The 13,011-nt window shown below is 64.7% G+C and carries 15 protein-coding genes; all 15 read left to right on the plus strand.

What is annotated here, in order from left to right; all coding sequences use genetic code 11:
- Positions 1 to 4: 4 nt before the first annotated feature.
- Positions 5 to 1,411: a flagellar protein export ATPase FliI gene (gene fliI / locus LB535_RS02285; protein ID WP_224631013.1), complete on the plus strand. Its 1,407-nt coding sequence runs from the start codon at positions 5 to 7 to the stop codon at positions 1,409 to 1,411.
- Positions 1,392 to 2,168, plus strand: a complete 777-nt coding sequence (locus LB535_RS02290) for a hypothetical protein (protein WP_095766385.1) — start codon at positions 1,392 to 1,394, stop codon at positions 2,166 to 2,168. The genes fliI and LB535_RS02290 overlap by 20 nt, the downstream gene beginning before the upstream one ends.
- 195 nt (positions 2,169 to 2,363) lie before the next feature.
- Positions 2,364 to 2,744 carry a flagellar basal body rod protein FlgB gene (gene flgB / locus LB535_RS02295; protein WP_224631014.1) on the plus strand — a complete coding sequence of 127 codons (381 nt, stop codon included), beginning with the start codon at positions 2,364 to 2,366 and terminating at the stop codon, positions 2,742 to 2,744.
- Positions 2,745 to 2,746: 2 nt separating this feature from the next.
- Positions 2,747 to 3,163, plus strand: coding sequence for a flagellar basal body rod protein FlgC (gene flgC / locus LB535_RS02300; RefSeq protein WP_095766383.1), 417 nt, complete (start codon positions 2,747 to 2,749; stop codon positions 3,161 to 3,163).
- On the plus strand, positions 3,163 to 3,492 hold the full coding sequence (locus tag LB535_RS02305) for a flagellar hook-basal body complex protein FliE (RefSeq protein ID WP_095766382.1): 330 nt from the start codon (positions 3,163 to 3,165) through the stop codon (positions 3,490 to 3,492). Before flgC ends, LB535_RS02305 begins: the two co-directional genes overlap by 1 nt.
- Before the next feature lie 4 nt (positions 3,493 to 3,496).
- Positions 3,497 to 4,285: a flagellar basal-body rod protein FlgG gene (gene flgG, locus LB535_RS02310; RefSeq protein WP_140688781.1), complete on the plus strand. Its 789-nt coding sequence runs from the start codon at positions 3,497 to 3,499 to the stop codon at positions 4,283 to 4,285.
- A 3-nt stretch (positions 4,286 to 4,288) separates the two neighbouring features.
- On the plus strand, positions 4,289 to 4,813 hold the full coding sequence (flgA, locus tag LB535_RS02315) for a flagellar basal body P-ring formation chaperone FlgA (RefSeq protein ID WP_411969514.1): 525 nt from the start codon (positions 4,289 to 4,291) through the stop codon (positions 4,811 to 4,813).
- Positions 4,814 to 4,962: 149 nt separating this feature from the next.
- Complete coding sequence (locus LB535_RS02320) at positions 4,963 to 6,051, plus strand: flagellar basal body P-ring protein FlgI (protein ID WP_224603773.1); 1,089 nt, start codon at positions 4,963 to 4,965, stop codon at positions 6,049 to 6,051.
- A 2-nt stretch (positions 6,052 to 6,053) separates the two neighbouring features.
- Complete coding sequence (locus tag LB535_RS02325) at positions 6,054 to 6,665, plus strand: MotE family protein (protein ID WP_095766378.1); 612 nt, start codon at positions 6,054 to 6,056, stop codon at positions 6,663 to 6,665.
- The gene (gene flgH, locus LB535_RS02330; RefSeq protein ID WP_224631016.1) at positions 6,662 to 7,366 is read left to right on the plus strand and encodes a flagellar basal body L-ring protein FlgH; all 705 of its coding nucleotides are present in this window, start codon (positions 6,662 to 6,664) and stop codon (positions 7,364 to 7,366) included. The genes LB535_RS02325 and flgH overlap by 4 nt, the downstream gene beginning before the upstream one ends.
- Before the next feature lie 18 nt (positions 7,367 to 7,384).
- Entirely contained in the window at positions 7,385 to 7,879 is a 495-nt protein-coding gene (gene fliL / locus LB535_RS02335; protein ID WP_224631017.1) for a flagellar basal body-associated protein FliL, read from the plus strand.
- On the plus strand, positions 7,876 to 8,607 hold the full coding sequence (fliP, locus tag LB535_RS02340) for a flagellar type III secretion system pore protein FliP (RefSeq protein ID WP_095766375.1): 732 nt from the start codon (positions 7,876 to 7,878) through the stop codon (positions 8,605 to 8,607). The genes fliL and fliP overlap by 4 nt, the downstream gene beginning before the upstream one ends.
- Positions 8,608 to 8,851: 244 nt before the next feature.
- The gene (locus LB535_RS02345; protein WP_224524348.1) at positions 8,852 to 9,847 is read left to right on the plus strand and encodes a flagellin; all 996 of its coding nucleotides are present in this window, start codon (positions 8,852 to 8,854) and stop codon (positions 9,845 to 9,847) included.
- A gap of 259 nt (positions 9,848 to 10,106) precedes the next feature.
- The gene (locus LB535_RS02350) at positions 10,107 to 11,177 is read left to right on the plus strand and encodes a flagellin (RefSeq protein ID WP_140842060.1); all 1,071 of its coding nucleotides are present in this window, start codon (positions 10,107 to 10,109) and stop codon (positions 11,175 to 11,177) included.
- A gap of 172 nt (positions 11,178 to 11,349) precedes the next feature.
- Complete coding sequence (fliF, locus tag LB535_RS02355; RefSeq protein ID WP_224631018.1) at positions 11,350 to 13,008, plus strand: flagellar basal-body MS-ring/collar protein FliF; 1,659 nt, start codon at positions 11,350 to 11,352, stop codon at positions 13,006 to 13,008.
- The last annotated feature ends 3 nt before the right edge of the window (positions 13,009 to 13,011 follow it).

A 13,011-nucleotide genomic window follows, 5' to 3' on the forward strand; every position in this document is an offset into this window, starting at 1 on the left:
CGGCATGACGACCGGCTCGTCCCTGTTGCGCGCTTCCGACAGCCCGGCGGATACTGGACGGCCCGACAGGTTGGCCGCGCTCGAACGCATCTGGCAGCGGTTCGACGATCCGCAGGCACTGCTTTCACGCGGCGGCCGCGTCGTCGAGATCTCGCCGACGCATTACAAGGTCCGCGGCCTGTCCGGGATTGCCAGGCTCGGCGACATCGTCGAGCAGCGCGGCAAGGCCGGCGCACGCCGCGGCGAGATCGTCCAGATCGGCAGCGACGAGGTGGTGGTCGCGCCTTTCGAACGCAGCGCCGACGCCGGCATCGGCGATGCCGTCTTTCGCCGCGGCCCGCTCGCCGTCGCGCCGCATGTTTCCTGGCGCGGGCGCGCCATCGATGCCTTGACCCGCGTCATTGACGGCGGACCGCCGCTGATCAGGCCGAATGCCGCCGAGGTCGCGCATCGCGCGACGCCCGGCGCCCTGGCGCGTCAGCGCGTCGGCACCGGCTTCCTCACCGGCGTCAGGGTCATAGACATCTTCACGCCGCTCTGCTTCGGCCAGCGGCTCGGCATCTTCGCCGGCTCCGGCGTCGGCAAGTCGACGCTGCTTGCGATGCTGGCCGGCGCCGAGGCCTTCGATACGGTGGTCGTGGCGCTGATCGGCGAGCGCGGCCGCGAGGTGCGCGAATTCCTCGAGGATACGATCGGCGCCCAGAGCATGGCCAAGACCGTCGCCGTCGTCGCCACCAGCGACGAAAGCGCCATGATGCGCCGGCGCGCGCCCGACACCGCCATGTGCGTGGCAGAGCATTTCCGCGACCAGGGCCATCGCGTGCTGCTGGTGCTGGATTCCATCACCCGCTTCGCCCATGCGCTGCGTGAGGTGGCGACGGGAACCGGCGAGCCGCCGGTCGCGCGCGGCTATCCGGCTTCGGTCTTCACCGACCTGCCGAAGCTGCTCGAGCGAGCCGGGCCGGGGGCCGAAGGCAAGGGTTCGATCACCGCCATCATTTCCGTGCTGGTCGACGGCGACGACCACAACGATCCGGTCGCCGATTCGGTGCGTGGCATCCTCGACGGCCATGTCGTGCTCGACCGCGCACTTGCCGAGCAGGGTCGTTATCCGCCGGTCAATCCGCTGTCGTCGATCTCGCGCCTCGCCGACAAGGCTTGGAGCGCGGAGCAGCGCATGCTGGTGACAAGGCTGAAATCGATGATCGCGCGCTTCGAGGACACGCGCGACATCCGTCTGCTGGGCGCTTACCAGAGCGGCGCCGATGCCGAGCTCGACATCGCGGTGCGCCAGGTGCCGCTGATCTATGAGGCGCTCACGCAATCGCCGAGAGACCGCGCATCGGCCGATCCGTTCGCCGACCTCGCCCGCCACCTCAAGGGGAAGCTCAATGGCGATCAAGGAGACTGAGCTCCAATACACCGAGCGCATGTTGCGCGACATGCTTGCCGAGGCCGAGGCGGCGGAGAAAGCCGCTGCCGATGAAGCAAGAATTGCCAGGAACAGAGCCGCGCGCGCCAGGACGGAGAAGGCGACGGCTCTTCTAAACAGAGCCAACAGGCCGCATCCGCCGAGGGCGACCGCCGATATGGCACAGGCCAGTCGCGATTCGTTGCTCGACGGGCTTTTTCCTCACACCGAGTGGCCTGAGCCGCCGAAAGCCCAGTTCCCGCGCCTCGCCGACAAGAGCGCGGATCGCCGCAGCGATTTCGTCATCGCCGCGCTCGGCATCACGCTCGGGCTGATCTGCGCCTTGTTTCCCTGGTACATTTTCTTCAACCAGGAGCAGTTCGGCGTTCAGGCCATCAAGTTCGGCGGCAGCGGCAGCAATTCCGGACGCGAGGGTGGCGGCGTTGTGGCCGAACGCAGCGGGCCGCTGACGGTCAAGGACATTCCAAATGCCGATATCGACCTGTTTGCCACCGGAACGGTGCAGGACGACCCCGCGCCGGCGCCTGGCGAACAGCCCTTCCCGGCCGCCGCTTCGGAATTCAAGATGGTGCATGCCGCCAACGGCCGCGCGATGATCGAGGACGATACCGGTCTGTGGATCGTGCAGCGCGGCTCCGTCCTGCCGGATTCCAGCCGCGTCGCCTCGATCGAGCAGCGCGGCGGCAAATGGGTGATCGTCACCAGCGCCGATAAGGTGATCCAGCTCTCGAAGTAGCCGCTAGAGCATGATGCCGAAAAGTGTGAAGCGGTTTTCGGACGACGTCGTGCTCTATTCCTTGATTTAGAAGCGGATTCAGATTTCAGGTCCATAGACCTGAAATCATCCGGCTCCAGGGCGCAAGCCCACCCCGCGCAAGGTCCACGCAAGACTGGCCGCCTAGTCTTGCGCGTACTTGCCCGGGAGATTCCCATGGAACCCGTAAATCTTTTCGATCTCGCCACGCGGCAGTCGCAATGGCTGGCCGTGCGCCAGTCGGCGATTGCCTCCAACATCGCCAATGCCAACACGCCCGGCTACACCGCCAATGACGTCGAGCCCTTCGAAAAGGTCCTCGACCGGACCGCGGTGACGCTTGCCGCCACGCAGACTGGCCACCTTGGCGCCGAAAGGGCCAATGCCGGCTTCAACGTCAAGCCCGAGGACCCTGACGGCGCGATCATGCCGTCGAAGAACACCGTGGTTCTCGAACAGGAGTTGATGAAAGCCGGCGAGGTTCGCCGCTCCTTCGAGCTCAACACGGCGATCGTCAAGGCCTTCCACTCGATGATGATGATGGTGGTGAAGAGCTGATCATGGATGCGCTGACTGCAGCCCTCAAAGTCGCGGCATCCGGCCTTGGCGCCCAGTCCGAGCGGCTGCGCGTGGTCTCGGAGAACCTTGCCAACGCCCAGTCGACCGGCAGCACGCCCGGCGCCGATCCCTATCGCCGCAAGACCATCACCTTCCAGTCCGAGGTCGACCGCGCGACCGGCGGCTCGCTGGTGGAGGTCAACGCGATCTCCCGCGATCCTTCGGACTTCCCGATCGAATTCCAGCCCGGCAACGAAGCTGCCGACGCCAAAGGGTACGTCAAGATGCCCAATGTAAACACGTTGGTCGAAATGGCCGACATGAGCGAGGCGAACCGCTCCTATGAAGCCAACCTGCAGGTCATCAAGCAGGCTCGCGATCTGATTTCCATGACCATCGACCTGATGAGGAACCAGTAATGATCGGCGGTATCGGGGCAATACAATTCAAGACGGCGGTTGACGGGGCGGAGCAGGCGTCACCGAACCTGCTGCAGGGCGGTGTCGGAACGCAGACCGGCGAAAGCGTCGGCAGCAGCTTCGCCGAGGTGCTCAGCCAAGCGGCAACGAAGACCGTCAACACCCTGCAGGGCGCCGAGCAGATGTCGATACAGGCCCTGAAGGGCGACGCCGATACGCGCCAGGTCGTCGATGCGGTGCTGAGCGCCCAGCAGGCGCTGCAGACCACCATCGCGATCCGCGACAAGGTCGTCTCGGCCTATCTCGAAATCAGCCGCATGAGTATCTAGCGTCATGAAAGCCCTTGCCATCGCCGCCACCGGCATGAATGCCCAGCAGACCAACCTGGAAGTCATCGCCAACAACATCGCCAACATCAACACCACCGGCTACAAGCGGGCGCGGGCCGAATTCTCCGACCTGCTCTACCAGGTCGATCGCACCCAAGGGGTGCCCAACCGTTCCAACACCTCGCTGGTGCCGGAAGGCGTCTCGATCGGTCTTGGCGTCAAGACGACGGCGGTGCGCAACGTCCACACGCAAGGCGAGCTGACCAGCACCGGCAACAGCTTCGACCTGGCGTTGACCGGCAGGGGCTGGTTCCAGATCGAGGGCGCCGATGGAGCCACGCTCTACAGCCGCGCCGGCGCCTTCAACACCAACGCCACCGGGCAGCTCGTGACGGTGGACGGGGCCAATGTCGTTCCGGCCATCACCGTGCCGACCGACGCGGTCGAGGTGATCGTCAACAAGACAGGCCAGGTCTTTGCTCGCATCCAGGGCCAGACCGACCTCCAGCTGCTCGGCCAGCTTCAGATCGCCAACTTCGCCAATGAGGCGGGCCTGGCGCCGCTCGGCGACAACCTCTTCCAGGAAACGGCCGCCTCAGGCCCGGCCAATGTGGGCGTCCCCGGCGATCCGGGCTTCGCCACGATCCAGCAGGGCTATCTCGAATCCTCCAACGTCGATCCGGTGAAGGAAATCACCGAGCTGATTTCGGCGCAGCGCGCCTACGAAATGAATTCCAAGGTCATCCAGGCCGCCGACGACATGGCCTCGGTGGTCTCAAAGAACATCAGGTAACGGATGATGGCCGGGCCGATCTCCTCCGCGCTCCGTCGCGCCGTGCTGGCCACTGCCCTGGTGGCCGCCGGCACGCCGGCTTTGGCGCAGGACCCGACCGGCCAGTCGGCAAACCAGATCGCCGCCGGCCAGGTCGTCGGCGAGGCCGTGCTGATCCCCAACCGGGTCATCTATCCCGGCGAGACCATCGAGCCCGCCTCGCTCAAGCAGGTGACGCTCATCCCGGGCAAGCACAAGCCGGACGGCATGGCGACGCGCTCCGAGGAGCTTCAGGGTAAGGTTGCCAAGCGCACGCTGCTGCCCGGCCGCTACATCCCGGTGACCGCCATCCGCGACGCCTGGCTGGTCGAGCAGGGCGCTTCCGTGCAGGTCTATTTCACCGCCGGCGCGCTCACCATTTCGGCCGCAGGCGTCACGCTGCAACCAGGTGCTGCCGGTGACCAGATCAAGATCCGCAACACCGATAGCGGCAAGATCATCTCCGGCACGGTGATGGCCGACGGCACCATCAAGGTCGGCGCTTCGTGATGCGCGCCTTTGTTCTTCTGCTGAGCGCCGCCATCGGCCTGCAGCCGGCATTGGCGGATGGGCTGACGCCCAAGGCCAAGCGGGAGCTCGCGCAGAAAAACGGCGGTGTCTACGACGATCCTGAATACGATCCGGCCACCACCCAGCGCATGTTCCGGGTCTCGACCGGGCCAAGCACGCTGCCGCCCGGTCAGGTCGCGGCGCGCATCAAGGACATCGCCCAGCTGCAGAGCGCGCGCGACAACCAGCTCGTCGGCTATGGCCTGGTCATCGGCCTCGCCGGAACCGGCGACAGCCTGCGCAACTCACCGTTCACCGAACAGTCGATCCGAGCCATGCTGGAGAATCTCGGCATTGCCACCGAAGACGGCCGCGCGCGCGCCAAGAACGTGGCGGCCGTCATCGTCACCGCCAACATGCCGCCCTTCGTCCAGTCGGGCAGCCGAATCGACATCGACGTCTCCTCGATGGGCGACGCCACCTCGCTCGCCGGCGGCACGCTGGTGATGACGCCGCTGAAGGCGGCCGACGGCGAAATCTATGCCGTCGGGCAGGGCTCGGTGATCGTCGGCGGTTTCACCGCCCAGGGCCAGGCCGAGCAGTTGACGCAAGGCGTGCCGACCGCCGGCCGCGTGCCGAACGGCGCTATCGTCGAGCGCTCGGTGCCGGCCGAGTTCGATGATCAGGGCGTGTTGACGCTGCAATTGCGCAATCCCGATTTCTCGACCGCCATCCGCATCGCCGACGCCATCAACGACTACACCTCGCAGCGCTTCGGCATGCGGGTCGCCGCCGAACGCGATGCCCGCACGGTGCAGATCAGGCGGCCGAGGAATGTCTCGGCCGCGCGTTTTTATGCCGAGATCGAAAATCTCGTCGTCGAATCCGACGCCCCTGCCCGCGTCGTCATCGACGAGCGCACCGGCACCATCGTCATCGGCAGCAATGTCAGGATCTCGCGCGTGGCGATCAGCCACGGCACCCTCACCGTGCGCATCACCGAAGCGCCGAAGGTGGTTCAGCCGGAACCCTTCTCGAGGGGTCACACCGCCGTCGAGCCCTTCACCGCCATCGAGGCGAGCCGGCCCGACGCCCGCGTTGCCGTGCTCGACGGTCCCGACCTCGAAACGCTGGTCTCGGGCCTCAATCGCCTCGGCGTGAAGCCCGACGGCATCATCGCCATCCTGCAAGGCATCAAATCGGCCGGCGCCTTGCAGGCCGATCTGGTTCTCCAATAGGCATGCCGATGATCGCGCTTTCCTCCCTAACACCCCGCCGTCACCTGAGCTTCCGGGCCATCGCAGCAATGGTTGCTCTGCTTGGCGGCACCGCTGCCCATGCGGACGAGGTACGACAGGTGTTGCCGGGCGGTCAGGCGCCGGTTCAGCCGGCACAGCTCACACATGAAAACGCGCCGCTTCAGCCGGCTGCGCTCGCAGGCGGCAAGGCGCCGGACGAAAGCGAGATCCAGCGCTTCTGTTCCAATATCGCGGACGCCGCGCGCGACCGCCGCTACGCTCTCCAGGCCGAGGAATTGAAGCAGCTGCAGGCCGGCATCGACGAGCGCATGAAAGCGCTGGAGGCAAAGCGGGCCGAATACGAGGAATGGCTGAAGCGCCGCGAGGTGTTCCTGGCGCGTGCCGAGGACGGCGTCGTCAAGATCTATGCCGGCATGAAGCCCGATGCCGCCGCCGAACGTCTGGCGATGGTCAACGCCGAGCTCGCGGCGGCCATCCTGATGAAGCTCGATTCGCGCAAGGCCGGCGTTATCCTGAACGAAATGGACCAGAAGGCGGCGGCGACGCTCACCGGCATCATGGCCAGCGCGGCGCGAAGGGTTGATCCGTCATGAAGTTGAAATTGCTGGCCCTGATCGCCCTCGCGACCCTGGCCGGTTGCGGTACCGATCTCAGGGAGGTCGGCAGGGAGCCTGCTTTGTCGCCGGTCGGCTCCGGTATCGGCGAAGGCGGTTCCGGCCCTTACAGCTACCCCGAGCCGCCTGCCTCCCGGCCGAAGAAATTCTCGCTGTGGGACGATCGCCAGAGCCGGCTGTTTACCGATCCGCGCGCGCTGCGCGCCGGCGACATCCTGACCGTCAACATCAGGCTCAACGACAAGGCCAATTTCAAGAACCAGAACGACCGCAGCCGCACCGCCGCGCGCAAGCTTGGCTATGACATCAATCTCGGTTGGGAAAAGGCAAGCACCAGCGGCAAGGGCGACGCCGGCCTGAGCTCCAGCACCGAGACCAATGCCGACGGCGAGATCAAACGCTCGGAAAACCTCGAGCTCAATGTCGCCGCCGTCGTCACAGACGTGCTGCCCAACGGCAATCTGATGATCAGGGGCTCGCAGGAGGTGCGCGTCAACTACGAGCTTCGGGTGCTGACCATCGCCGGCATGGTCCGTCCGTCCGACATCGGCGCGGAAAACACCATCCCCTACGAGCGCATCGCCGAGGCGCGCATTTCCTATGGCGGCCGTGGCCGCGTGAGCGAGGTCCAGCAGCCGGCCTATGGCCAGCAGGTCCTCGACCAGGTTCTTCCCTTCTAGGACCGGGAGAGCGCTGCCGTGGCAAATGTCGAGCAAGTCCAGCCGAAGAAGGGACCTTCCCTGGCGATCCAGCTCGCCATGCTGTTGGCCATGACCGGCGCGGCCGTCGGCATGGGTTGGCTTTCCGGCGGCTATCTCAAGCAAGGCGAGACCCCGGCACCGGTGCCCGCAGCGCCGGAAAACGCCGGTGCCGCGGAAAAACCCGCCGAAGGCGGCAAGGCGGGCGCCGGGCCAGCGCTGGTGCAGCTGGCGCCGATCACTACCAATCTCGCCTCGCCGTCGGAAGTCTGGATCCGGCTGGAGGCGTCGCTGCTCTACGATGCCCCGCAGCCACAGGAAGTGACCGAGCAGATCCACCAGGACCTGCTTGCCTATGTGCGCACCCTCAAGCTGCATCAGATCGAAGGCGCCAGCGGCTACCAGCATCTCAAGGCCGATCTCGAGGAGCGCGCGGCGCTGCGCAGCGGCGGCCACGTCAAACAGGTTCTCGTCAGGACGATGCTGCTCGAATGAGAAAGTTCCTCATAGCCACGGCGCTCATCGTCGTCACCACGTCCGTCGCCGCGGCTCAGCAGCTCGATCTTGGCGGCATCGGAAAGGCCGACGGCACGACCGTCGGCTATCTGATTCAGATGTTCGGCCTGCTCACCGTGCTCTCGGTGGCCCCGGGCCTTTTGATCATGGTGACGAGCTTCACCCGCTTCGTCATCGCCTTCTCGATTCTGCGCGCCGGCATCGGCCTGCAATCGACGCCGGCCAACCTGATCCTGATCTCGCTGTCGCTGTTCATGACGTTCTATGTCATGGCGCCGACTTTCGACCAGGCCTGGAACACCGGCGTGAAGCCGCTGATGGACAACCAGATCACGCAGGGCGAGGCGTTCGAGAAGATCTCCGGCCCGTTCCGCGACTTCATGCTGCACAATGTGCGCGACAAGGATTTCGACCTCTTCGCCGACCTCGCCCGGGAGCGCGGCCAGACCGTCTCGCGCGAGACCGTCGACCTGCGCATACTGGTGCCGGCCTTCATGATCTCGGAGATCCGGCGCGGCTTCGAGATCGGCTTCCTGATCGTCCTGCCCTTCCTCGTCATCGATCTGATCGTCGCCACCGTCACCATGGCCATGGGCATGATGATGCTGCCGCCGACGGTGGTATCGCTGCCGTTCAAGATCCTGTTCTTCGTGCTGATCGACGGCTGGAACCTTCTGGTCGGCAGCCTGGTACGATCCTTCACCTGATCGTTCCCGCCGGACCGCACAAGCATGCCGCGCCACGCCTCGACAGCTTGAGCAAGCTGCGCGCAAATCTTCCAACATTATTTTCGATTAACCGTCCGATTTAGGTCTTTGGTAGCAACTTGCCGCCATAGTCGCCTGCAGATGGCGGGTGACCCAATTGAGCGGTCATTGGCATGATGCCGCACCGTCATACCGGACATGCCGGTATGTCAAAAAATCCGTGTAAAAATAAGGTACGAGTACCATGGCCAGTATCATGACCAATGCCTCGGCGCTGACCGCGCTGCAGAGCTTGAACGCCACCCAGAAGAACCTCGACACCACCCAGGCCCGCATCTCGACGGGTTATCGCGTCTCGCAGGCTTCCGACAACGCCGCTTACTGGTCGATCGCCACCACGATGCGCTCCGACAACCAGGCCATGTCCACCGTCTCGGACGCGCTCGGCCTCGGCGCCTCGAAGGTCGATACCGCCTACACCGGCATGGACAGTGCGATCTCGACCATCAACCAGATCCAGCAGAAGCTGACCGCTTCCTACGGCCAGACCGATGCTTCCAAGGAAAAGACCCAGGTCGAAATCGCCGCTCTTCAGAACCAGTTGAAGGCCTATGCGGATGGCGCCACGTTCTCCGGCACGAACATGCTGTCGGTCAACAGCGGCGCCACCGCCACGAGCGCAGCCGACGTCAAGATCGTTTCGGCCTTCAACCGCGATGCCACCGGCGCAGTTTCGATCTCGACGATCGACGTCAAGGTCGACAGCATCAAGCTGTATGAAGCCGGCACCGCGGCTGGCGTGTCGAAAGGTATCCTCGACGCCGACCGCGTCGGTGCGACTGGCGCTGTCACCACCACTGCGCAAAACCCGACCCTGGGTGCGGCAGCTGCGGCGGGCGACACCTATTCGGTCGCCACGATGAAGATCTTCTCCGGCACCACCGCTGCAAGCGATACCCAGATCGCGGATATGATGAAAGTCGTCGACGCCGCGCTGAAGGACATGACGACCGCCGCGACCAAGCTCGGCGCCGCTAAGAGCTCGATCAACCTGCAGAAGACCTTCACCTCGAGCCTGATGGACTCCATCGATCGCGGCGTCGGCCAGCTCGTCGATGCCGACATGAACAAGGAATCGACCCGCCTCCAGGCGCTGCAGGTTCAGCAGCAGCTCGGTGTCCAGGCGCTGTCGATCGCCAACGGCTCGTCGCAGTCGATCCTGTCGCTCTTCCGCGGCTGATCGCTCTATACTGACCGGACCAAAGCATCGGGCCGCGCCAAAAGCGCGGCCCGATTTGCATTTGCTCAAGCCTCGCGCAACGCTCGTTCCTTAACTTCTCCGAAGCCTACTTTTAACAGGCCATTAACCATATCGCGCTAGGTATGGTTAACCAATCACTTAGGTTGTCGAATCGGCCCGACCGGCACGATTCGCAACCCATGGACAGGTCGAGACCCGGCCTGTGTGGCATGCCGGCTTTTGAGAAGGAGCGAGTTTCTTGGCGAGCATCATGACGAACGCTGCGGCGTTGACTGCACTTCAAAGCCTCAACGCCACAAACAAATCGCTCGAGCAGACGCAGGCCCGGATCTCCACCGGCTACCGGGTCTCCGAGGCCTCCGACAACGCCGCCTACTGGTCGATCGCCACCACCATGCGCTCCGACAACTCGGCGCTGTCGACCGTGCAGGACGCGCTTGGCCTCGGCGCCTCGAAGGTCGACACCGCCTATACGGGCATGAACAACGTCCTTTCGACGATCGGCCAGCTCAAGACCAAGCTGCTTTCGAGCGTCGGCCAATCGGGTGCCAACAAAGCCAAGACGCAGACGGAAATCACCTCGCTTCAGGCGCAGATGAAGTCCTTCGCCGATGCCGCCACCTTCTCCGGTTCGAATTACCTTTCGGTGACGTCAACCCAAGTCGCCGCCGCCAATGACGGTGTCCAGCCCGACGCCCAGATCGTCTCCTCGTTCAACCGCTCCTCGTCCGGCGCCATCTCGCTCGGCACCATCGACATCAATGTCGAGAGCACCAAACTATTCGATTCCGGCCTCGCGACGGCCGTCAAGAACCAGGGCATTCTCGATCGCAAGACTTCGATCTATTCCACCGCCGCGGACCAGTCGGCATATGATGCCGCTTACGCGGCCTCGATCGCCGGCGGCGCCACCGACATCGCCGCCAACACCGCGGGCCAGGCCGCTGTGTCGGGCTCGCCCGTCAAGATCGACAACGTCTCCGCCTTCAATCTCGACATCACGGCAACGGGCGTGACCGACGACATCATCACCCAGATGGTCACCAAGATCGACAACGTCATGAGTCAGCTTACTGACGCCGCCACCGTGCTCGGCGCCGCCAAGAGCTCGATCGACCTGCAGAAGACCTTCACCCAGAGCCTGATGGACTCCATCGACCGCGGCGTCGGCCAGCTCGTCGATGCCGACATGAACAAGGAATCGACCCGCCTTCAGGCGCTGCAGGTGCAGCAGCAGCTCGGCATCCAGTCGCTGTCGATCGCCAACAGCTCCTCGCAGTCGATCCTGGCGCTGTTCAAGAACGGCTAATCGGCAGAAATATTCCGACCGGCGAAAGGCCGCGCCTCGGGCGCGGCCTTTTTCGTTTTCGATAAGAGCCGGGTCGACGCTTTGCTGGACCTTCGGCGGCACGCCTATCATCCTCGCACAAGCTTCGCGGTCTAGTCTTCCGGCGGACAGTCATGCTGGGAGCGGTTGAATCGTGCCGGAACAGATCCAGAGCATCATCGCGAATTTGAAGAGCTTCGGCGTGAGGCGTCTGGCGCTCATGGGCGGCATCGCGGCCCTGGTCATGGCCGTCATCGGCATCGCGTCGGTCTATCTCAACCGTCCGGCCTATGAGACGCTCTATGTCGGCCTCGAGCGTTCCGACGTCAATCAGATCGGACTGGTGCTGGCCGACGCCGGCATCGGCTTCGACGTCGGCTCCGACGGCACATCCGTGATGGTGCCGGCCGGCACCACCGCGCAGGCGCGCATGCTGCTTGCCGAGAAAGGCCTGCCGACCAGCGCCAACGCCGGCTATGAGCTGTTCGACAATGTCGGCTCGCTCGGCCTCACCTCCTTCATGCAGCAGATCACCCGCGTGCGCGCCCTGGAAGGCGAGATCGCGCGCACCATCCAGTCGATCTCCGGCGTCAAGGCGGCTCGAGTCCACATCGTCATGTCCGAGCGTGCCAATTTCCGTCGCGACGAGCAGCAGCCCTCCGCCTCGGTGGTCATCCGCTATGCGGGCAGCGATGCCGAGAAGAGCGCCATGTCGATCCGCCACCTCGTCGCCGCGGCCGTTCCCGGCCTCTCGGCCGACAAGGTCACCGTGCTCGATTCCAACGGCAACCTTTTGGCCGCCGGCGACGACCCGTCCAACACGAGCGCCGCGCGCACGCTGGGCGTCGAGCAGACGATCGAGGCGCAGATCGGCGACAACATCCGCCGCGCGCTCACCCCTTATCTCGGCCCGGACAATTTCCGCGCCAGCGTCAAGGCCGACGTCAACACCGACACGCGCCAGACCGAGGAGACGATCTTCGATCCGAACTCGCGCGTCGAGCGTTCGGTGCAGTCGGTGAAGACCAACGAGGCCAGCAACCAGAAGCAGGCTTCGACCCCGACCAGCGTCGAGCAGAACCTGCCCGAGACGCAGACCACCACCACCGAGGGCCCGCAATCCACCTCGCAGAACGACCGCAAGGAAGAGATCACGAACTACGAGATCAATTCCAAGAAGATCGCCACCGTCTCCAACGGCTACACGGTCAACAAGATGTCGATCGCGGTCGTCGTCAACCAGGATCGCCTGAAGACCATCCTCGGCAAGGACGCCACGCCGGAGCAGATCGCCAAGCGAGTCGCTGATATCCAGAAGATGGTCGCCTCGGCGACCGGCTTCGACGACAAGCGCGGCGACATCATCGACGTTTCGGCGGTCGAATTCATCAACGGCCTCGACGGCGAGCCGATAGATCAGCCGGGCATTCTCGCCTCGATCGGCACCTATACCGGCACGCTGATCAATGCCGGCGCCTTCATCGTCGTCGTCTTCCTGGTGGCGTTCTTCGGCCTCAAGCCGATGGCCGCCGCGCTGACGGCATCGGCAAGGCCCGCGGCCATTGCCGGCCCGAGCTTCGACGACGTGCAGCGTTCCTTACCGACGCCCGATGCGCCGGTCGCCGCGATCACCGCCGAGGCCCCGGCCGGCGCCCTGCCCGGCGCGCGCGCCGGTACAACCCCGCTCGATGACCTGCGCCAGAAAATCCGGCCGGCGCCGCAGGACCGGCTTGCCCGTATGGTCGACCTCAACGAGGAGCGCACCGCGCAGATTCTGCGCAAATGGGCGGCCGTCCCGGAAGCCGTGGGTTAGGTC

The sequence above is a fragment of the Mesorhizobium sp. CA10 genome (assembly GCF_020165285.1).
In the GTDB taxonomy this organism is placed as follows: Bacteria; Pseudomonadota; Alphaproteobacteria; order Rhizobiales; family Rhizobiaceae; genus Mesorhizobium.

Coding starts and splice junctions, on each gene's coding strand:
- LB535_RS02325 (WP_095766378.1), top strand. CDS start 6,054: ATGCCGATGATCGCGCTTTCCTCCCTAACACCCCGCCGTCACCTGAGC.
- LB535_RS02320 (WP_224603773.1), top strand. CDS start 4,963: ATGTTCCGGGTCTCGACCGGGCCAAGCACGCTGCCGCCCGGTCAGGTC.
- fliP (WP_095766375.1), top strand. CDS start 7,876: ATGAGAAAGTTCCTCATAGCCACGGCGCTCATCGTCGTCACCACGTCC.
- flgG (WP_140688781.1), top strand. CDS start 3,497: ATGAAAGCCCTTGCCATCGCCGCCACCGGCATGAATGCCCAGCAGACC.
- fliI (WP_224631013.1), top strand. CDS start 5: ATGACGACCGGCTCGTCCCTGTTGCGCGCTTCCGACAGCCCGGCGGAT.
- LB535_RS02290 (WP_095766385.1), top strand. CDS start 1,392: ATGGCGATCAAGGAGACTGAGCTCCAATACACCGAGCGCATGTTGCGC.
- flgA (WP_411969514.1), top strand. CDS start 4,289: ATGATGGCCGGGCCGATCTCCTCCGCGCTCCGTCGCGCCGTGCTGGCC.
- flgB (WP_224631014.1), top strand. CDS start 2,364: ATGGAACCCGTAAATCTTTTCGATCTCGCCACGCGGCAGTCGCAATGG.
- flgH (WP_224631016.1), top strand. CDS start 6,662: ATGAAGTTGAAATTGCTGGCCCTGATCGCCCTCGCGACCCTGGCCGGT.
- LB535_RS02345 (WP_224524348.1), top strand. CDS start 8,852: ATGGCCAGTATCATGACCAATGCCTCGGCGCTGACCGCGCTGCAGAGC.
- LB535_RS02305 (WP_095766382.1), top strand. CDS start 3,163: ATGATCGGCGGTATCGGGGCAATACAATTCAAGACGGCGGTTGACGGG.
- flgC (WP_095766383.1), top strand. CDS start 2,747: ATGGATGCGCTGACTGCAGCCCTCAAAGTCGCGGCATCCGGCCTTGGC.